General features: G+C 45.1%; 24 protein-coding genes. 14 read left to right on the forward strand and 10 right to left on the reverse strand.

Going from position 1 to position 21206, the window contains the following annotated elements:
- Positions 1-666: 666 nt before the first annotated feature.
- The 8 genes from DA718_RS25385 to DA718_RS25420 all read left to right on the forward strand — a co-directional run bounded on the left by DA718_RS25385 (position 667) and on the right by DA718_RS25420 (position 8315).
- Positions 667-1209 carry a fimbrial protein gene (locus DA718_RS25385; RefSeq protein WP_112216381.1) on the forward strand — a complete coding sequence of 181 codons (543 nt, stop codon included), beginning with the start codon at positions 667-669 and terminating at the stop codon, positions 1207-1209.
- Positions 1210-1289: 80 nt separating this feature from the next.
- Complete coding sequence (locus DA718_RS25390; RefSeq protein WP_112216380.1) at positions 1290-1964, forward strand: fimbrial biogenesis chaperone; 675 nt, start codon at positions 1290-1292, stop codon at positions 1962-1964.
- Positions 1965-1998: 34 nt separating this feature from the next.
- Entirely contained in the window at positions 1999-4554 is a 2556-nt protein-coding gene (locus DA718_RS25395; RefSeq protein WP_112216379.1) for a fimbria/pilus outer membrane usher protein, read from the forward strand.
- A 13-nt stretch (positions 4555-4567) separates the two neighbouring features.
- Positions 4568-5548 (forward strand): fimbrial protein, encoded by a 981-nt coding sequence (locus DA718_RS25400; protein WP_112216378.1) that lies wholly within the window; start codon positions 4568-4570, stop codon positions 5546-5548.
- A gap of 17 nt (positions 5549-5565) precedes the next feature.
- Positions 5566-6090, forward strand: a complete 525-nt coding sequence (locus DA718_RS25405; protein ID WP_227015966.1) for a fimbrial protein — start codon at positions 5566-5568, stop codon at positions 6088-6090.
- 14 nt (positions 6091-6104) lie between these two features.
- On the forward strand, positions 6105-6629 hold the full coding sequence (locus tag DA718_RS25410; protein WP_112216422.1) for a fimbrial protein: 525 nt from the start codon (positions 6105-6107) through the stop codon (positions 6627-6629).
- Positions 6630-6849: 220 nt separating this feature from the next.
- Positions 6850-7518: a LuxR C-terminal-related transcriptional regulator gene (locus DA718_RS25415; RefSeq protein WP_112216377.1), complete on the forward strand. Its 669-nt coding sequence runs from the start codon at positions 6850-6852 to the stop codon at positions 7516-7518.
- 440 nt (positions 7519-7958) lie between these two features.
- Positions 7959-8315, forward strand: a complete 357-nt coding sequence (locus DA718_RS25420) for a hypothetical protein (protein WP_130624405.1) — start codon at positions 7959-7961, stop codon at positions 8313-8315.
- A gap of 216 nt (positions 8316-8531) precedes the next feature.
- Here DA718_RS25420 and DA718_RS25425 read toward each other — a convergent pair whose 3' ends face one another.
- The 9 genes from DA718_RS25425 to DA718_RS25465 all read right to left on the reverse strand — a co-directional run bounded on the left by DA718_RS25425 (position 8532) and on the right by DA718_RS25465 (position 13559).
- Entirely contained in the window at positions 8532-9329 is a 798-nt protein-coding gene (locus DA718_RS25425; protein WP_014837283.1) for a helix-turn-helix transcriptional regulator, read from the reverse strand.
- A 141-nt stretch (positions 9330-9470) separates the two neighbouring features.
- Positions 9471-10316 carry a DUF4942 domain-containing protein gene (locus tag DA718_RS25430; protein WP_014837282.1) on the reverse strand — a complete coding sequence of 282 codons (846 nt, stop codon included), beginning with the start codon at positions 10314-10316 and terminating at the stop codon, positions 9471-9473.
- Positions 10317-10402: 86 nt separating this feature from the next.
- A complete protein-coding gene (locus DA718_RS25435) occupies positions 10403-10792 on the reverse strand; it encodes a TA system toxin CbtA family protein (RefSeq protein WP_040217122.1) in 390 nt (129 codons plus the stop codon).
- Between the two features lie 55 nt (positions 10793-10847).
- A complete protein-coding gene (locus tag DA718_RS25440; protein ID WP_014837280.1) occupies positions 10848-11207 on the reverse strand; it encodes a type IV toxin-antitoxin system YeeU family antitoxin in 360 nt (119 codons plus the stop codon).
- Between the two features lie 24 nt (positions 11208-11231).
- The gene (locus DA718_RS25445) at positions 11232-11453 is read right to left on the reverse strand and encodes a DUF987 domain-containing protein (protein ID WP_014837279.1); all 222 of its coding nucleotides are present in this window, start codon (positions 11451-11453) and stop codon (positions 11232-11234) included.
- 13 nt (positions 11454-11466) lie between these two features.
- Complete coding sequence (gene radC / locus DA718_RS25450) at positions 11467-11946, reverse strand: RadC family protein (protein WP_014837278.1); 480 nt, start codon at positions 11944-11946, stop codon at positions 11467-11469.
- 11 nt (positions 11947-11957) lie between these two features.
- Entirely contained in the window at positions 11958-12401 is a 444-nt protein-coding gene (locus tag DA718_RS25455; protein ID WP_014837277.1) for an antirestriction protein, read from the reverse strand.
- Between the two features lie 79 nt (positions 12402-12480).
- Positions 12481-12711, reverse strand: coding sequence for a DUF905 domain-containing protein (locus DA718_RS25460; protein ID WP_014837276.1), 231 nt, complete (start codon positions 12709-12711; stop codon positions 12481-12483).
- Positions 12712-12734: 23 nt separating this feature from the next.
- Complete coding sequence (locus DA718_RS25465; protein ID WP_040217125.1) at positions 12735-13559, reverse strand: DUF932 domain-containing protein; 825 nt, start codon at positions 13557-13559, stop codon at positions 12735-12737.
- 537 nt (positions 13560-14096) lie between these two features.
- On the opposite strand from DA718_RS25465, the gene DA718_RS25470 reads away from it, so the two are divergent.
- Complete coding sequence (locus DA718_RS25470) at positions 14097-14729, forward strand: inovirus Gp2 family protein (protein ID WP_072040125.1); 633 nt, start codon at positions 14097-14099, stop codon at positions 14727-14729.
- A gap of 234 nt (positions 14730-14963) precedes the next feature.
- Positions 14964-16409, forward strand: a complete 1446-nt coding sequence (locus tag DA718_RS25475; protein WP_040216490.1) for a YfjI family protein — start codon at positions 14964-14966, stop codon at positions 16407-16409.
- 344 nt (positions 16410-16753) lie between these two features.
- Here DA718_RS25475 and DA718_RS25485 read toward each other — a convergent pair whose 3' ends face one another.
- A complete protein-coding gene (locus DA718_RS25485) occupies positions 16754-17476 on the reverse strand; it encodes a hypothetical protein (protein ID WP_040216488.1) in 723 nt (240 codons plus the stop codon).
- A 124-nt stretch (positions 17477-17600) separates the two neighbouring features.
- On the opposite strand from DA718_RS25485, the gene DA718_RS25490 reads away from it, so the two are divergent.
- From DA718_RS25490 to DA718_RS25510, 4 genes are all read left to right on the forward strand, one after another.
- Positions 17601-17834, forward strand: coding sequence for an AlpA family transcriptional regulator (locus DA718_RS25490; RefSeq protein ID WP_040216486.1), 234 nt, complete (start codon positions 17601-17603; stop codon positions 17832-17834).
- A gap of 288 nt (positions 17835-18122) precedes the next feature.
- Positions 18123-18329, forward strand: coding sequence for a helix-turn-helix transcriptional regulator (locus tag DA718_RS25495; RefSeq protein ID WP_072040126.1), 207 nt, complete (start codon positions 18123-18125; stop codon positions 18327-18329).
- A 559-nt stretch (positions 18330-18888) separates the two neighbouring features.
- Positions 18889-19734 (forward strand): hypothetical protein, encoded by an 846-nt coding sequence (locus tag DA718_RS25505; protein WP_040216483.1) that lies wholly within the window; start codon positions 18889-18891, stop codon positions 19732-19734.
- Positions 19734-21185, forward strand: a complete 1452-nt coding sequence (locus DA718_RS25510; protein WP_040216481.1) for a hypothetical protein — start codon at positions 19734-19736, stop codon at positions 21183-21185. Before DA718_RS25505 ends, DA718_RS25510 begins: the two co-directional genes overlap by 1 nt.
- Positions 21186-21206 lie beyond the last annotated feature (21 nt).

Below are 21206 nucleotides of genomic sequence, written 5' to 3' on the forward strand. Positions count from 1 at the left end.
AGTGTGCCCCCCCCCAATTATTCAGTCAAAAGTGAGAGTGAAAGAGTTTATTGGGAGTTTTAACAATTGTTTCCGCGGTAAGCACAGAAGTAAATGCGAGTTAACAATATCCTGCAAAGCGGTGAAATGAAAAAGTGGGGTTAGTACTTATAGATAAACTATCCCGGCGATAAAACAATGCGTTTATCAACAACAAAAACACGTTCAATTATCAAATTTTCTTCGACGCTGAATTGCGATTTACATTCATAAATGATGGACATGGGAGCTTTACAATAACGCAAATGAATTTATTAGATTGATAATAAATTGATGCATTCAATGAATTGCATTTAACTAATGGTTATCTCGAATGACAAATTCTAATATACATGAAAGAACTGAACATTAAATATAATACTGAAATTTATATTGTACCATCATTAAATTCACATTACATATTATATCATTACCATAGATTTAATTAGTTTTGCTAAAAAAAATATTAAATTATTATTAATACAAAAAAAATTGCAATAATATATTATCTGCAAGAAATCTAAGACGCATATTACTTACGTTCAAAGCATGATGCAAGAGATAATATATTATCTGTAATTACATATACATGCATATACGCGTATTGGATGAAATGTAAACTAACCTACAAACAAGGATATTTTTGTAATGAAAGGAAAATTAGCTGCTGTAGCATTTTTTACCACAATGGGAGTTGCTTCATCTGTAATGGCTCAGGATGGCAAAGTTGATTTCACCGGTAAAATTATTGAAGCTGGTTGCGTGGTCGACAGTACTGTTGCAAATCCACAAACTGTAAAACTGGGTGAAGTCGCTAAGACTGCTTTTGCAGGCGCTGGCGATACTGCGGCTACCACCGAATTCACTCTGGTATTAAGCGGTTGTCCTGATACCCTTCTGGGTAAACCTGTTTCTGTGAAATATGACGGTACGCCGGACACTATCAACAATGATTACGTACAGTTAACCGGCTACGGTACTGCTGGTATCGCAAAAGGTGTTGCTATCCAGCTCCTGAATGCCGACAGTTCTGCATTGCCACTGGGTTCAGCATCTAAAGCCACCACAATCAACGCTGATGCGGCTGAAAACACTAACCTCAACTTCTTCGCTCGCTATATCGCGACTGAAGCAACAGTGAGTGGTGGTGATGCAAACGGTAGTGTGAACTTTACTCTGACTTACAACTAATTCGGACGGTCCCCTTTTCTTCCAAAACTGAAAGTCATTAAAGCCGGGAGCGCCCGGCTTTATTTTTCGAGGAGACATGAATGAATAAATACATCCAGCTCATTGCCACAACACTACTGTTCACCATGTCATCCGCACAGGCTGGCATTATTGTAGGAGGGACCCGCGTTATTTATAACGGTGATAAAAAGGAAACCTCGATTAGCGTCAAAAACCCAGATAAGTCATCTTATTTAATTCAGTCATGGAGCGATACCGGCGAACAAAGTAAAGACAAATCGCCGTTTATGGTTACCCCACCATTGTTTCGTTTAGGTGGGGGGCAGGAAAACACGCTGCGTATTATTCTCACTGGCGGTAGTTTGCCTGAAGATCGGGAGTCGCTTTACTGGATGAATATAAAATCAATCCCGGCAACCGAAAAAATGGAGAACGCCAACACACTGCAAATCGCGGTAAAAACCCGCATCAAATTAATATACCGTCCGCAGGCACTCACGCAACAACCGGAAAACGTCACTGGAAAACTTACCTGGCAGCGCAATGGTAGTAAGCTAACTGTCAATAATCCGACCGCCTATTACATGAATTTCAGCACTGTGAAAGTAGGTACAAGTACGGTAAAGGATGCCACCTACGTTGCCCCAATGAGTTCGGCCATTTTTTCAATTCCCGCCGGTGCTAATGGTAAGGTGATCTGGACCCTGATTAACGATTTTGGCTCCGTCGGGAACGAGCACCACTCGGGATTATAGCAACAACTGGTGATAGCGCCGAAAGGATATCGGAATGAATGCAGACGCATACAAAAAAAGAATGATACGCAGTCAAATCGCCTGCTTTATTACCTTGCAGTGTGCTCTATCTATTTTTAACACTGCCTTAGCTCGTGAATATTTCAACCCAGCTTTACTGGGTATCGACGGACCGGGAAAAGAGATTACCGACCTTTCAGCCTTTGAAGAAGGTGTCGGTCAGATGCCTGGCATCTATCGTGTGGATGTCATTGTCAACAAGACTTCTGTGGGCATACGCAACATTGATTTTATCATGCAAAAAGACACTAAGGGCAGCTCAATGCTACAGCCCTGCGTCAGTGTCGAAACGCTTGGTGAGTTCGGTATCAGTACAGAGCAATTTCCCCAATTAGCCGGGGCAGGTGAATGTGCAGACCTCGCGGCTATTCCGCAAGCCAGCGCGGAATTTGCCTTTGAACGCCAGCAGTTACTACTATCTATTCCGCAAGCGGCCATCAACAGCCATGCCCGCGGTTACGTTGCCCCGGAAAGACTCGACGAGGGGATCAACGCCCTGTCGCTGAATTACAATTTTTCCGGCGCGAATACCGAAGCGCGCCATAATGGTACATCCGACTCCGACAGTTATTATCTGAATCTGCGGCCAGGGTTAAACATTGGACCGTGGCGCATTCGTAACTACAGCACCTGGAACCGTAACGTTAGCGGTAGCAGTGCCCAGGAAAGCTGGGATTCGTTATATACCTACGCCCAGCGTAATATTATTACCCTCAAAAGCCAGCTGACACTGGGTGACAGCACTGCACCATCGGATATGTTCGACAGCGTACCGTTCCGCGGTGCACAACTGGCATCCGACGATGACATGTTGCCTGATAGTCTTCGCGGCTACGCGCCAGTGGTTCGTGGTATTGCACGCACTAATGCCCAGGTGATTATTAAGCAGAATGGCTACACCATTTACCAGAGCTACGTCTCCCCTGGTGCGTTTGAAATCACCGATATGTACCCGACCGGCAGCAGTGGCGATCTTGATGTGACCATCAAAGAGGCTGATGGCAGCGAACAGCACCAGACCGTGGCGTTCGCTTCTTTACCCGTCTTGCAGCGTGAAGGTCGGTTGAAATATAGCCTGACCAGCGGGCAGTATCGCCCGTACCAGGGTGATATTGACAAAGAAATATTCACTCAGAGCACCGTAATTTACGGCCTGCCAGCAGGATTTACGCTGTATGGAGGTGCCCAGTTTTCACAGCACTACCAGTCCCTGCTCTCTGGCGTGGGTAAAAACTTCGGTACTCTCGGGGCTGTCTCTGTTGATGGTACTCAGGCCTGGTCAACGCAAAAGGATCAAGACAAAGAAAGCGGCCAGTCCTGGCGTATTCGTTACAGTAAAAACATTCTCGAAACCGGCACCAATATCTCCATCGCCGGCTATCGGTATTCAACCTCCGGTTATTACACTCTTTCAGAAGTACTGGATACCTGGCGTGACGATGAGTGGCGAAACAATAACGATCGCCGCCGCAACCGGGCTGAGTTCCAGCTCAATCAGAATATCGGTGAAAATCTTGGTTCACTGTCTCTTAACGCCATGAGCGAAGATTACTGGAACAGTGACAGGAAGATGCGCTCCATTGGCGTGGGTTACAGTAATAACTGGGCCGGGGTGACATACAACCTCAACTACAGCTATAACCGCAATACCACTGACAGTGACAACAGCAATAAAATCTACGATGAAGACCAGGTCTTCTCGCTGAGCATAAACATCCCGCTCGACCGTTGGTTAAGCAATAGTTATGCCACCTACAATCTGAATACCAGCAAGCGTGGAAATACCAGCCATACCATCGGGTTAAACGGGTCTGCACTGGAAGACCGCAACCTGAACTGGAATATCCAGCAGAGCGAAACTGACCACGGTGAAGGTAATGGTGGCTATGCCAGCCTCGATTATCAGGGTACCTACGCGCGAGTGAATACCGCCTGGAGCTACGACCACGACCAGAAACGCGTTAACTACGGTGTTGAAGGCGGCATGGTGGCCCACGCACATGGTGTGACATTGAGCCAGGCCCTGGGCGAGACGTCGGCACTGGTAGAAGCACCGGGGGCAGATGGAGTGACGGTCAGTAACCAGACCGGAGTCAAAACCGACTTCCGCGGCTACACCATTGTGCCTTACGTCACACCCTATCGTGAAAGCAAAGTGTCGCTGGATACCGAAACGCTGCCTGATGCTGCAGACGTAGAACTCACCTCCAGAACGATTACCCCAACTCGCGGCGCGATCGTGCGGGCACACTTTGATACCCATGTAGGTAAGCGCGTCCTGATGACGCTAATCCGCAGCAACGGCGAGACAGTCCCTTTTGGTGCGATGGTATCGTCTATTGATTCACCAAACCAAACCACTTCGATTGTTGGCGATCAAGGCCAGGTGTATCTGTCCGGTATGGCCGATAGCGGAACGCTCATGGCCAAATGGGGGACCAAAGAAAATGGGCAATGCCGTATTACATTTAAGTTACCTGAGACTACTCCTTCCAGTGGCGTAGTGGAAATAAATTCACTCTGCCAGTAACGGGGATAACAAAATGAATAAAAGTTTTTTAATTACTATTTTGCTCATTAGCAATTTATTATCGGCAACTACTGCACGGGCCGATTATATAAGCACTGTTGGTTACAAAGTAATGACATATGGCTTGTCTGGCTTCGATATTCCAGCCACTGTAGGGGCGACAACAGAATGGCATGATAATAATTCAGTTATGTTCAATACTCTCTCCAGCAACGATCGAAGTTCCTTTTTTGAACTGGTGGTCGATGGTTCACAAACAGGAGATGGCGTGACCTGGAAGACCAGCAACCCTGGTATTGGCATTCAGTATAAGGCGGAGGTAACGTCACCTTTATTCTCCCCGGGAGAAAGCACTACTGCCCCTAATTATCGTTTAAATCTGACAGGGGGGAATGGAACAGATCGCACTGACTATTATCATCTCAGGTACCGTCTTGTCCGGTTGCTAGAAAAAGTCCCATCAGGAAAGATAACATCCTTACCCCGCATTACTCTGAATACCTACAACCCCACAGGGGCTGGCCCTGGCATGTTATCTGGGTTAGTTCTTTCCGGTATTGCCTCTCTCCCCAGGGTGGGCACCTGTGCTATCAATGCACCAACGGAAATTAAACTTGCACCATTGTATGGTAGTTCTCTGGTGAATGGTTCGCAAAACGTATCCGCTACGCAGAGTATTCAGCTAGTCAATTGCCCGGGGGCAATTGATAATATCAGCTATGTATTCCACGCAGTATATGGAACACATAACGCTGCAAGCGGCGTATTAAAAACTGAAACAGGTTCAGGTTATGCGCAGGGCGTATATATCCAGGTTCAAAACTCCGATGGTTCTGCTCACACAGTTAATACAGATATAAATCTCGCAGGTTACGATGGTTCCGGAGATTACACTATTCCGGATTTCAAGGTTGCATATTTTATTGACGACGTTAACAGTGTGACAGCCGGTAAAGTAAAATCAGCAATTGAACTTCAGCTTCAGTATAACTAATCAATATGGATAAAAGTATGCAATCAATTATGAATAATAAGGCGTTAGTATTAATTCTGGCCTGCACAGGATTATTTTCTGCTACCAGTTCTGCCAACTCAGCAAATATTGACATCACAGGAACCGTTGTCGCTTCACCTTGTGTGGTTAACGCAGGCAATGAGTCCCTCGCGATTGACCTGGGCACCGCCATTCAGGCTGATAGTCTGAAAAACAATAACAGTACCAGTCCGTGGGTTGAAAAGACGCTGGCGCTCACCAGTTGCCCGGCATCCACCACATCTTTTAGCGTGGTGTTTACCGGAACTGCCGACGACGATACGGATTTTTATAAAAATACCGGCACCGCCACCAATCTGAAGATTGAACTGACGGATGAAAATGGTAACACCGCTTATAAAAATGGCGCCGCCCTGACTAATGTCGCCATCCCCAACACCCACGCCTATGACCTGAAACTACGCGCCCGCGTGATGTCGAAAGGCAACGTGATGCCGGGTACCATTGAGGGACAGGTGCAGGCAACATTCACCTACCAGTAATGCAGGACAAGACAATGGCGCAACAGATAAGCAAACGACTCCTCACTTTGGTCTGTCTATGGGCAGTCAGCGTTATTCACTCCGTTCAGGCAGCAGATATTAATCTTAGCGGTACTGTAGTCGCTTCTGCCTGTACCGTAGATACAGATACGAAGGAACAGACAGTAACGTTCCAACAGGCACGCGCCGTTGATTATCCTGATATTGGTGATACCAGTGAATGGCAGGACTTTGAACTGACACTTTCTTCCTGCCCGGTATCAACAACCCAGGTAACAGCCCTGTTAAGTGGTGATGCCGACAATGATGATATAACGAAGTTTGCCAATACTCAGGGTAGTGCCACGGGTATGGCGCTACAAATTATGAAGCGCGACCATCTCACAGAAATATCACCAGAGGGTACACTGGCAGTCGCGGTCGACAACACAACTCATAAGGCGGTATTCCCACTTTCTGCCAGGCTGTATACCCCGACAGGAGCAGTTACTGCAGGGGAATTCAAAACGATTGTTCAGCTTACGTTTACCTACCAGTAACGTTCCGCCAGTGCGTCTGAAAGACTTTTTCAGACGCACTGTTAGTATGCACTTTTAAAAAGGTTTAAAACCAAACTTTACTAAAATGCACATTAACATTAAGCATTTATTTAACAAAAACAGTAGATTTGTTACCATTATAAAAGGTAATTACAACAGTAATCCATCGTTTCCCTTGCCAGATTAAATAAATCAAAAAAAAATAGCAAATGGAGAAATTATGATGCCAAAACAGAATAAGCACACCATAATCATTAGTAAAAAACCAATCGTGCAGTTTAGTCTGAATAAAATCATTAGGGAGCAACTCTCTGATTACGAGATAAATTTACTTTCATCTATAGATGAATTAACCCAACTTCAGCTACGAAGAACAACGCTGGTGCTAGCCGATTTATCAGGCGAAATTGACAATCCGAGATTTTTTTTTGATAATTACCGTTCATTAATAATTCAGAATATGAATGCACACTGGATATTTATAGTCAAAAATATCTATTTCCACTTAGCTATTGAGTTATTAATGAAACCAGAAACTACATTATTACTTGATAGCGCACCAGTAACAGATTTAATTGAGGTGGTTTCTGCGTTCAGATTAATCCCTGGAGGGTCTGGAAAAATATCATTACCACATAAAAAAGGAGATGTTACTAAAGTAGAAAGAAAAATAGCGACACTGACTCCTTCTGAAGTTGAAGTATTAAGACTTTTTGCAAAAGGATGGGGAGGAAATCAAATCGCCGCTTTTTTGAAAAAAAGTAATAAAACAATAAGTGCGCAAAAAAACAATGCTATGCGCCGTTTATCTTTGCACAATAATGCAGAGTTGTATGCATGGATTACCAGCACTGAGGGAGTGAAATCACTGTATACCCATCGTCTTTGAAGATGCTTGATTTCCCATGAATAACTCCAATGCCATTAACATGAAAGTTGAACTTACTGAGAAACAGAAGGCTGCAATTGAGCGCCTCCAGTACCACGCCGCTGGTTCGAAGTCGTGCGGATCGATTACAAGCACCGTCTGGTTCGAACGAAGAGACGACCAGCCAGGGAGCTACTTATCACCAGGAATATGACAAACTTCGAGCCTGATGATTGTCTGGGATTGGCTGAACGTTAACTTGAGTGTTTTTCATACAATTTTGTTGGCAGCGCCAACAGAAATGTGCATTTTTTGAGCACATAAGAGAATACATCAAATGAACAGTCACGTGCATGGGTAATAGAAATATGACAAAATGCTAAAAAGTAATGGACTCTCTCAATTAAAGAATCTGTAACTTACTATTTTTAAAAGTGATTTAGTTTTCAGGGACGTCATCAATGCGATCTATTATCACATTTTTTATTTCAGGATCGTTGTGTTGCCTGATCCTATTATTCATGGTGGATGTTTTCCTTCCTGAAGGTTCTATAGCCCAAAAATTCAGTGATCAAGCTATAGCCTTATTGGGTGTATCAGGTGCTATCGTCGCTGCGGTGGCGACCTGGCAGGCAGCAAAAGAGGCAGCTCGAAGTGCAAAAATCGCCCGTGAATCAATGGAACAATCTGCAGAGTCTGCCCGCCAAACTCTAGCAGAGACACAAAGATTTAATCGAAGGAGCAACTTCGAAAACCGATATGCTCTCCTACTTGCACAGCATAATAATTATCATGATCAGGTCTGTAGGTTGACTTAGGTTGAGTGAAAAAGCGAGGAAAGCCTTGCGGATACTGGATTTCAGGCATAAAAAAAGACGTCGATTGACGTCTATTTATATACTTTTGGTGCGAAGGCCGCACCGCGATTCCTGACATAACCAATTGAAATAAATGAATTTATAAAAATAAGAGATCATGATGTATACTCACATATATACTCAACGCGATTCCCTGTGAATACAGCTAGCTAAAAACTATTCTTCATCTTCTTCCACAGGCTCCAGCGCGTCAAGTACGACTCGCACCATGGCAATAGAACCAATGCGGATAAAAGCATCTTCTCCATCTTCGTCGGTTAGCATATAACGATCTGTGGTTTCAGGCTCGCAGTCCAGTTTTTCAAAGAACGCATTCAACTGACCGATATCATCCGCCTCTTCGTTTTGCGGCGCATCAGGCTCAACGCTCAGCGGAATCACAGGGCCACCGTTCACCAAGGTGATATGGACATTAAAATAATCGTCTTCATAGTCGTCTTCTTCTTCGCTCATGATGGGAGCAAAGCCATCAGACAGGAACTGATGAAATACCACTTCGCGCATATTTAACGCATAACGATACTCGGAAGAATCAAGAACGAAGAAGCGCTCTGTGTTTGGAGCGTTTTTTTCCTGAAAATAATAATAAAACCTCCGCTTATCCGCAGCTGAAATGGGCAACAACAAATAGTCCTGCTGTCCCTGAAGCCAAAGCTTTACGGTCCAGAGACCGCTATCCATTTCAATACCACTTGTAACTATCGTCTCAAGATCTTCATCAGTTTTACGGCACTTTTTGTGAAAGTCGTTAATCAACTGATCGCTTTCCGGGAATACGATATTTAAAGGCTTATCCAGGGCATTGCATATTGCCTGTGCAAGGCCTAGCTTTGCTGCGACCTTTCCGGTTTCGATACGCTGGATTTGCTGTTGGCTGGTGCCGACCATATACGCCAGCTCGCGCTGAGTGATCGACAGTTGGGTACGAAGCTGTTTGATATTGTTCTGTGTCATGGTATCGCTCTTCTGATGAGATTGATGACAAGCATTAAAACACAAAAAAGCGTAAAAACACATTTATGTGTTTAAGATGAAGGTTCGGTATAAGTGTGGAAGATTTGAAAGACCATTACCCAAAGCGAAGATCTTTTACACTCACTTAGCAGCCAGCATTCCCGGATAGTGCTTCGCGATGATATCGTTCATCTTCTCTACCAAATCCATACGCTTAAACGTGATATGACCACTGCCCTTTTGGAAAAGGCGAATAGTGAAGAGATCATCTCCGAATTCCTGCTGCCGTGGATTATCGCGAATGAAATCCATCACTCGGATAGTCACATCGTGCCGGTTATCGGGAATGGTTTTACCATCCAGCAGGAACAACATGCGCTCCAGATCGGCTAACTGGTCACGCCGCCAGCCCCAGCTCAGGCTATAGCCCCATTTATCGTACTTCACTAGATTGTTAACGATAATCTTCTTGCCGAAGTAACAGGGGTTATTGGTTTTGTAATCCCAGCTTAATCCCCTGAACACATTGATGATGCCACGCTCGAAGACCTCCTGTTTGTTGAGATGAAGTTGCTCAAAGGTACTCAGGATATTCGCTTCGCTGATTGCCGGGAGATCGCCCTCTTCGAGGTTCTTAGCCCACTGGCTACGCGCCTCAGCATCCATCAATGTCAGCATCCCTGACTTCAACATCAGATCGCGCCAGATGCTGCAGTCGATATTGCGGGTGATGACTGGCATCGCTTTATCTACAGGTTGCACCAACCAGCAGTCGAAAGAATGGCCCTGCCGCATCGCCCAATGATTAGCTACGTCGCCACCAATCCCGAAAGTAAGTTGGGAAACGTCATCAAGCTGACGAATTAGCGCCTCAATCCGTGTCAGCGCAGCATTACGGCCAGTGACAATACGTTCAATGCTGGTGGAACAAATCACACCGGTGTGCCCGGTTAATACTTCGGGTTCATTAATATTATTTCCGGACATTATTTCTCTCCTTTATAGTCAGAAAAATACCAGCCGGTCAGGGCTGGTGTTTATGTACTTGCGGGACGCGGTTTGTTTCGTCCAGCTCATCGCTTGCCTGGAGCACTGACCTGCGGATGTTGCCCTCTGGTAATAGCCGTCACCTCTTTATACGTGTCACGGTTCATCAGCCCCGTTGCCTTTCTGGCCCGGAGGATATCAATGGATGTAATAAACGGAGACTGCTCCCTGATGCTGAAGCCTGGCCGGTCAGTGCGGACCAGTTCATACTTTTCAACAATAAAATTCAGGGCATCGGCCAGCGAGATACCCGCCTCGATATGTTGCTGAATCACCAGTTCATCACTGAACGGCGTATCGTTAAGCGTAAGGCCATAGTGGTGTTCCAGCAGGCAGGTCAGCAGGGTCTGCCAGACGCCCACGGGAGACGGACGTGACGATGCCGCCCGCATGAAGGGGGGTGATTTGGTTTGCATAAACGTTATCTCTATAGTGGAAGATGTGTTTGCTGAAGGGTGAAGTATTACGGTGTTATTCTGTGGTGACGGGAGTGGGATAAATCGCGATATAAACGTAGCCATGCGAACCGAGCGTATCGGCCTCGCAGGTCAGACCTTTTGCATACAGCGTGACGCAGTGCTGATGACGGGGATTCAGTTCACCGCTGGTGAGCATTAACTCCAGCTGTTTCATCAATACCGGGAAAGACTGGTCAAGATGGCGCAAATCCGCATCGCAGAACTGTCCGTTAAAATTCGCGCGGTCAGCCAGGTAATGCAGGCGGTTTCCCTCCTGGACCAGTCGGGCACCAAAACACGCGGAGACACTGCGTCTGAGCCCCCACCAGGATTCGCTGATATCATGCGTTGCTATCGTGGTTTTCTTCGACAAAATGTAGTCCTCCTTAATCGTGAATTAATTCAGGCTTACGCTGCGTAATACGACATACGGGCCATTGCGGTCCTGGCGGCGCTCTGCGAATACGGCCAGTACACCGCTGATATCGTCCACCTCGCGACCGGCATAGTGGCAGATACTGCCGGACCATTTATATTTCCCCGTACAGAAGCGAAACAACCGGGACTGTGGATGCTGGCGGTATATCGCCATTGCCTGACGCTTACTGATAATTTTCATTAATACTCCTCCCTTACAACCAGCCCCGTTCAGCAAACGAGACGATATCCATTCCGCCGATAACGAGGTGGTCCAGGAGACGCACACCCACAAGGTCCAGAGCGTTCTTCAGTCGCTCTGTCACCCGTCTGTCAGCCTGGCTGGGTTCGGCATGGCCTGAGGGATGGCAGTGAGCAACAATCACGGCTGCCGCATTGTATTTCAGGGAGGCTTTCACCACTTCCCGGGGATGGACTTCGGTATGGCTGATGGTGCCTTTGAACAACGTTTCGTGCGTAATCAGCCGGTGTTGGTTATCCAGAAGCAGCAGAACAAATGCCTCTCTTTCCTCCATGGTCAGCTGGAGCCGTAACCAGTCACTTACTGAGCTGCTGGACGTAAACGATGCGCCGGGCTCGCGTAACTGGCGCTCCAGCAGAGCCAGCGCCTCGCGGATGGTCTGTTGTGCTGATGCCGTCAGTTCATATGCAAACAACGGTAACTGTTTTTCCATGGTGCGGGGCCTCAGTCGATGATGTAAATAATGGCGTTGCGTTCAGGATGGTTCAGCGCATAGTCGCGCAGACGGTAATAATGCTCCGTCATGGCATCGCACTCCGTGCGGCAGGCATGGTGACTGTAAGCCATCAGACAGGCCGCAATCCCCGCAGCTTCAGCACTCATTTCAGCGCTGTTACCATTCAGTACATTAAACAGATACCATAGACCGTCACTCTCTTCCGGAGCCATAAAGGCACCACCGTTACTGAGAGTGTAAAAAGTCCAGACGCCACCGCTGTAATCCGCACACAACCGGTCCATCCAGGCAAAGATGCGGGGTTCGAGGGTTATCCACTGTGGGATACGACCAAAATGCTGAGGCCAGAAACGAAGGCGCTGTTCATCTTTAACAGGTGTGGCACAAAGAGTGTCTGTCGGAATGGTGTTATCCGTTAATGCGTTGTTCATGATTAATGACTCCGGAAATAAAAAAGCCTGCCGGTCAGGGCTGGCGGGAAAGGCTGAGACTGAAGTCTGGTAAGGTTGGTCAGGACCTGCGGATGCCATAACGAGCAATGTAGCTGTTCAGCATAACCCCGGCTTCAGGTTCAAAGTTCCATGCCCGCCAGACCATCACTCCTTCGCAACGAATAACCAGACGAAAATGCGTTCCCTGGTCGTCTTCAATGGCGACGTTGTCATATTGCGCTGCGATGCCTGAAGCCTGCTCACGGGTAAACGGGCCGGAGGGAAGTTGCGGATGGGTTTCGGTGTTCACGGGTATGTTCCTCCGCATCGAAGTTATGCCTGTCCCAGCAGGTCAAGCATATTCTCTGCCATCACCCACAGCGCACGATTAAGTTTCACATCGCCATCGATACCGTTCACAGCACGGGTACGGTTGCTTCGCCCCTGTGCGGTGCGCCCCGCGAGTCCTCCCTTCATCAGGTTCTCCTGCACCCGCTGATACACCGTCCAGAGGTCGTCACTGCGGTCTTCGTAACGACGTGGCGTCAGTATCTGAGCAGTAGTGACGGGCTGGTGGTCTTCACCAAAACGATAGTGGAGAGCGGCCCTCGCCATCGCCTGCTGCGCTGGTGGCGGTAACAGAGCCGACTGCATGGCATCACGTCTCTCTTCCACCCGGTCGAATATCCCCAGTACCTCATAAGCCCCTTCAATAACTTTCTCCACCACATTCCCTTTATGCGGCACCCGCACTTCACCGAATGACTGCCCACAGACCAGTCCGTTGGTACAGACACCACGAAACAATCCCGGCAGCATCTGATAACTGGATGAGCCATCGTGTGAGTTGAGGAGGATAATTTCGGGCACCTGCTGGCCGGTGAGCTGTCCTGCACGACGCAGACGTAACATGTGTTTGGTGTGCTCCCGTCGGCGCTGGTCCCGAACGCGGGTCTGGCAGGCAAAGAAAGGTTCAAAACCTTCCCGCTGCAGATTCTCAAGAATAGTGATGGTCGGTATCCAGGTATATCGGTCTGAACGGGATTCGTGCTTATTCTCACTAAAAACACTGGGGACGTATTGCATTAATTCTTCACGGGTTAACGGGCGGTCGCGCCGTACCTGATTTACCCGTCCAAAACGACTGGCTAGTTTCATGATGAGTTCCTTAATTTATCTCTTTGCACCAAACGGCTTAACCTCAGAAGAATAGATATATGCTTCGAGGAATAACGGATTTTCACCAAAGTAATATAGATTCAAATTCATCCATAACTTAATAAAAAAAAGCCCGAGCATTATATGTGATAACTCCAGAGCAATTCGATGACTAAAAAGGTATAAAAATCATGAATATCGTTAACTCCTTCCTTTATTGCAATTTCAACCCCAGACTAAAGAACAGTGGCGTTTGTCTATGTATATAGATGTGTATATAGATTACTGATACATATCAATGCATTTAAATTAACATCTTTAGATTAATAAACATGAGAACACATGTAATTCAATACATTGAAACCAACAAACATTCCATCACCAATAAAACAACGCTCATGCATATAACTCGGCAAGTAAACATATACCGTATGCATAATGCATATGAACAATACAAGCGTAGAGCAAGTGATTTAATTAAATAATCAGCTCTACTACGACTAACACTTTCGAAATATAAAAAAGGAAACAGATAGTATGTACGAATATATCACCTCTCACGGAAAATTAAATCAATACCATTTAAAGAAAATAGAACAGACTATTGATAAAGCATTGAGTGAACACTCAAGAGTATTGGCTGTAAGAATAGATTTACATACTCCTGTTCTCAAACCATTAAATGACATGCCTGATGAGGCTAATTTCGCAAGGACAGATTCATCAGTAATATCCCGCTTTGCGGATTCTCTGAAAGCAAAAATTTCACATTATCTTAACAAGCGGGAGAAAGAGGGAAAGCGAGTTCGTAAGACATCATTACGCGTTGTCTGGGCCAGAGAGTTTGCACCTGATTCACATAAAAAACATTATCACGTATTACTGTTACTCAACGGGGACACTTTCAATACACTGGGAGCGTACGATAGTAAAAAAGGTACACTCCTCCGCCTTATACGTGAGTCATGGATGAGTGCTGTCAGTTTCATATATCCCCCCGATAAAGAGTTAGTCCACACACCCAGGAATCCTTGTTATTACCTGAATGCAAAGGATGGCAAGCAAAGTGAGTCATATTGCTCGCTGATTTACCGGACAAGTTACTTTGCAAAAAAGAAAAGCAAATGTTTTACAGATGGTGAACGTAATTTCGGATGTAGCTTTAAATAATGGCATCACAAATCATCTATTTACCCATGAGTAAAACAGACCAGCACAGGGCTGTTCATGACTCATATCTGTACAGTATCAGGTAGCAAAACAATCCTGACTAAAATAATATCAATCCAAATAAAACCAATTTAGACCAATGGTCTGCCGGAGTATTCCAAATAGCAGATGAGTATCATATTCTTGGCCCTGCAGTATATCTGCCAGTAAAAATTAACATATGAGAGGTCGAATATGAGTGTTGGAGTTATAAAAGACAAAAAGGCTACTTACCCAGTAGAATACTTCCCTCAAATAATGCGGAATGCAATTGAATCTATAGTAAGGGATGTTCAGGCTCCTCCGGAGCTGGTGGGTAGCGCCATACTGGGTTTTGCATCACTTGCATTGCAGGGGTTAAAAAAAATTCGTTATCCTGACGGGCGAGTCAGGCCCATCTCCTTATATCTTACCGTGATTGCAGACTCAGGAGAGCGGAAAACTGCTGTATATAACCTGGTGGGTCAACCTGTCTTTGCATTTGAGAAAGCCTGCCGAAAGAAACATGAAATGCTAATAGTTGATTACAATGCAGAACTTCAATCATGGAAGGTACAGGAACAATCCATATTGAAGAGTATCCGCAAGAAAACGGAGAAAGGTGTCAGCATTGAAAGTGAAAATGAGCGGCTGAAGCTCCATTACAGAATAAAACCGAAAAGTCCTGTTCTGCCTAAGATGATTTACAACGATACTACCCCTGAAGCTTTACAGTCGGGATTATACAACAATATACCTTCTGCGAGCCTGATGTCAGATGAAGCTGGGGTATTCTTTAAGGGAAGAGCTAAGAGTAATTTAGGTTTTTTAAACCAGCTATGGGATGGCTCTTCATTTGATGTAGAACGCAAAACAGGCAGTTTCACAGTAGATGATTGCATGTTCACCATCTTACTTATGATCCAGACAGATGAATTCGAAAAATATGTTAAAAAACAAGGGGATTATGCAGTAGGCTCTGGTTTTTTCTCTCGATTCATGATTACCGGAGTCACCTCTATGCAAGGACGTAGGGACACCAAGACAGTACAAAATGCAGGAGGAGATAGCCTTAGGTTATTTCATGAAAAAATCGAAGAGGCGCTATCCAGTTTTGAAGAAATGTGTAACAGTACCACTGTTACACATGAATACTATACACTTTCAGAACAAGCTCAGACTGTTTTATCCGAGTACCAGAAAAAGGCTGAAGACGCTATAATTCAACACAAAGACAAATCCCCTCTTTTTGAAGGCATGTTTTCTAAATTGTCAGAAAATTTTATAAGAGTGGCTGCCTTATTTGAATATTTTGACGGTAACAATTCAGGAACTATTTCCTCAAAAAATGTTGTAAATGCTTCAAACATTGTGAATTTTTATTATTCTTATTTATTAACTTCGGGTGGTTTACGTAGTGAAACAGTGGAGCAGAATGCTGATTTACTCTATGCCTGGCTGCTCTCTCACAAAGAGAACCACTATAGTTATACCACCCATATAAACAAAACGGAAATAAGAAGAAAAGGACCTTATAAATTAAGAAATAAAATCAAACTCAACGCCGCTTTAGAATTCCTTGAGCAAGAAAGGAAGGTGAGTATCCAGAAATTGAGAAACAACAATGGAACTATGAGCGAAATAATCACTATCCATCGATAATCACCGATAAAGAGCTGCTATTGTCTGCTACTGGTAGCAGACAATAGCAGCAATTCATTCATATAAAAAACATCACCAGTTATAAACATTTGACTCTTAGTGACTCCCCAGCATTGAGGTTTTGATATTTATATGTTCTATTTTCTCAACCCCCTCCTTTCAACTCATTTATTTTCACCATTGAATAATAGGCCTCAAATGACTGCTGACAATGAGTCGCGTTATTATCGAGTTCGGTGATCGCCTGAGCGATCACCTTTAATACGATGGAAGTTACACAGAATTACGGACAGGCTCCACATCTAACACTCTGAAAATCATTTTCATTCGCTTATTTTCATCAGTTATCTCTTTACAACATCAGCGAAAGCATTCTTCAATTCGATGTCATTTCTAGACCAGTCGCTAATGGTTCTATATAATTTATCCCATGATGTCCAATCACTATTTTTATGGAAATCAAGTTCAATAAACTTAGAAATCTCTTCCTCTAAAGAATTAATAGCAGCAGCTTTACTTTTCCACCCGTCTTCAGGCTTATTTTTCTTTAATAGCCTAATGACTTCATCCTTGACTGGCCTGTATTTCTGCGACTTTCTTTTACCACCGAGGCTTGCTGCTTCTCGTTTTAACTTATTAGACTCTTCTTTAAATTCTACCATTTCCAGAGCCCAGCAGGCTCCATTCCACATGTTTATCAAATTTAGTGCCATCAAAACATGTTTACGACCTTCAGCTTTGCGGCCCTGTCTGTACTGAGATATTCCCCATTTATGTGATACAAAAGCGCATTCCAGAAGTTTGCCGGGTGTACCCGTCCACATAGCTTGAGACTTCATACTGCTTATGTACTCTTCAACAGTACGTTCCCTGTAAGCATGTTTGTAAGACTGAATCCTGCATTTTTGGTAATCAGTAATGGCAGTATGGGCATCTTCCTTGAGCTTACGCACCATCTCTTCGCCAGAACACGGCTCAAAGTGAGTGGAAGTTTTCACTTTCACTACCGCTTTCTCAAACTCATTTAAAACCTCTTCAAAAAGGATATCAAAGTCGTTATTTTTCATTTGTTTACCAAAATGTGAATGTGAAGTAGCAAAACTAAAAAAATACTTTATGAAGGCAGCTTTTTCGATACTAATCCCCGCATTAATATAAGCACCAATCTAAAGCAATCAAGAGCAATGAGCCATGTCCACACAAGATATGAAGATTTTAAGGTTACCTGAAGTAGTCAAGAAAGCCGGGATCAAAAGATCCACCATATACGACTGGCTGAATCCAAAATCACCACGATATGACGTAACGTTCCCTAAGCAGCGTCGCCTGGGTACTAAATCAGTTGGCTGGCTGGAGTCAGAACTGGACGACTGGATAAACAATCGCCCGATACCAATCAGATCTTGTAGATGTAATGCTAGCTAGCACAATCTATTCAATTTTTTATTGCTGTTACCAGAGCAACTCACGCAGCATATAGGAAGATTAACGATAGATACAAAAAATCGCTATTAATTCATGTCCTATCCTGAATGATGAGATTTATAATATTCGACGATAATTTTGCTTCGCGCAGTTGCATGTTAAAAAGATGGCGTTTAGAAAAACAAATAAGTCTAAGCTTCAAATAAACCCGTGCATTGTATTTTTACCGAATGAGAATTAATAATGAAAGAACAGGCATCAACATTTAATCAGAAAAATAATAATCATATGTCAGATACAGACTTCACAAAAGATCGCCTTGTAGATATGGCTTTTATTACTGCTTACACCGGATTAACAGACAAATGGTTTTATAAGCTCATCAAAGACGGTGAATTCCCAAAGCCGATTAAATTGGGCCGCAGCTCTCGCTGGACTGAAAGTGAGGTTAAAACGTGGTTAAAACAACGTATTGAAGCATCCAGAGGACATTAGTCATGTCTGCTTATCATACTTCCGGCACTAACCAAAGGGTTCAATATCCCCGAGTTACTACGGTGAATAAACGGTCCCGCAGGATTTGTAATCCAGTGTCAACGTCAGTTTGGTAGTGTTAAGCCCTACCCCTATTGTTATCGGACCATAATCACTGAAGAAACAACAAAATCTAAGCCAATGTAACGTCTGATCGCCATTGCAGCTTCTCGTCTCTTCTGAAAATATCCGCCATTCACACAGTGAGCCTGCCTGCACAAGGACGGCGTTTACCTGCGTGTCGTCTGGCGGTAAGGAACCGGTTTATGTACGGAAAATTATTAATGATGATTTGAAACGGCATAACCTGCGCGGTAGCATGAGTGCTAAGGGTTGCTGTTAAGATAATGCTTGCGCGGAAAGCTTCTTCCATTCACTGAAAGTGAGTGTACCCAACCTCATTATAATTCATCCAGTTACCCTGCAGCAACGTTTCCAACAGATGCTTAGGCAGCAGATGTCTGAAATGGAGGTCAGTTGCAGTGGGAATATTTTTGACGACATACAGCAGGAGTAAAAAATGTTACGTGGTTCCGAAAGAGAAACCGCTTTATCAAAACTTAAAAAAGCAACTGACCGTTATGAGGCTCAGGCAAAAGGTACGCAGGAAGAGATTACAAATCTATTCCTGTTGCGTCAGAAATGCAGTGAACAACTTATTACACACGTCGAAAACTATGTGAGTCAACTGGCAAATAAACCAAAAGAATTCGATAAATCCTGGAGTGAACTAAAAGCAGAAATTGTTGAGTTCGACAATGTTGTTGAAAAACTAGAGGAGGAATATCGCACATCGCACGTTGGTAAAGGGACTGCAACGGCGGGAGTTGCCGTCGGAGCCGGTGTTGCAGCATTTGCACCTACGGCAGCGCTGGCAGTCGCTACGACCTTTGGTACAGCATCAACCGGAACTGCAATTGCCACATTGAGCGGTGCTGCAGCTACAAATGCAGCACTGGCATGGCTTGGCGGGGGGGCTTTAGCAGCTGGCGGCGGTGGTATGTCTGCAGGCGGTGCGCTGCTAGCGCTGGCAGGTCCCATCGGTTGGGGGATCGGAGTTGCCGGTATTGCAGGGGGTACTCTTCTGGCTCGTCGTAAGAACGGCAAAATTATTGACAAAGCTCAGCAGGAAGAGCGTCATATTCGGGCTAAAACTAGCGAATTGCTGGTAATGGAACGTGGTGCGAATAAATTGAAGGCACTAACATCTGAGCATTATCATGGCACTGAAAGCATTATTGATGGGCTGGAGAAGACCGCACCGCGTGACTACAACCAGTTTAATGCGCATCAGAAAGATCAACTCGGGGCATTGATTAACCATATCCATGCATTATCAAAACTGATCAACAAGAAAATTCAGTGATGAAAATTATTGACCGCCATGATGCTGTAAGTGATCAGATTATCGGTAGTGCTGTTAATGCACTCAATCAGACCAGGATGCAGGACGAAATATTCGAATTAGAGAGGCAAGCTCGTGCGTTTGAGAATGCGGGCGAGCAAATGCTGAAGGTTCGTGATTTTATCGCTTCACCCAACACCATACTAGGCTCCACAGGTACCAAGCATGGTGAAATTGCCGAGCAAGTAGAAGTAGGTGTGCGTAACGCCCGTCAGGCGCTCGAAGAGAGACTACAGGATGAGTCCGCTTTTCGCGCAACATTCGACGGGGTTGGCCGGACGGCCCCTGCGGACTATTTAATTGATGGCGTTAAAGTGCAATCAAAATTCATAAACGGCATCAATAATAATCTGGCACATGTCCTGAAACACATGGAAGACTACCCTGACTTCACCCAAGACAAAGCGTTTTACCATATCCCGAAAGATACCTGGCAGACGATACAGGATGTTATCGACGGGAAACCTGTTGAGGGAATGAATGAGAGAAGTCTGCAGGCCATCAGGGAAAAGGTTGCAGAAATTGAAAACGCAACCGGTCGATCATTTGCGGACGTTGTACGTCCAGGAGACTCTAATTATAAAGATGTCCAGTGGGGGAAAATCGATGAAACACTCGATAAACATGACCAGGAATTAGCTGAGAAAAATGAGGTAAAAAAAGCCGAAATCGTTGAAGAACACCAGCCTTCGCTCAACGAAGCCATGCGAGCTACGGCTATGGGGGCAGCCTTCGGGGCCACTTTTGCTCTCGGTACGGGTATTTACCGCAAGTATCAAGACGGTAAAAATATCTTCCGTGGCGAATTCGATACAGAGGACTGGCAGGACGTAGGGCTGGATACGCTGAAAGGAGCAGCTATAGGGGGCGTGTCCGCAGGGGCTATTTACACCCTGACAAATTACGCCTCAATGGGAGCCCCCTTCGCCAGCGCATTAGTTACCGCAACCAAGGGGGTAGGAAGTCTTACTATGTCTTATCAGCGTGGTGAGATAGATCTCGATAAGTTTACCGATCTCGGGCTTATAGTCTGCGCTGAATCAGCCATTGTGGGCGCTATGACCATTGCTGGCCAGACATTAATCCCTGTGCCTGTATTGGGAGCACTGATTGGGTCTATCTCAGGGAAGTTTCTGGTCACTGTTGCCAAAAATCTGGATGGCAAAACCAGCCAGGCCTTGCAGGCGAAAATGGACGATTTCAACCGCCGTTTGAATGACATTGAGCAGCGGGCGCTTAAGCGTATTCTGTCCGAGTTTGAGGCATTAGGTGAGCTGACAACTGCAGCCTTCAACGTGGAAAACAACCGCCAGTTGCTGGAAGCAAGCATTACGCTGGCACAAGCTTACGGTGTCGATAAAAACAAAATTATCAAAAATGCGGACGATTTGGATGCTTTTATGATGGCGTGATGAGAGTCTGGTCCCTCTACT

Source organism: Klebsiella huaxiensis (assembly GCF_003261575.2).
GTDB classification, from domain to species: Bacteria; Pseudomonadota; Gammaproteobacteria; order Enterobacterales; family Enterobacteriaceae; genus Klebsiella; species Klebsiella huaxiensis.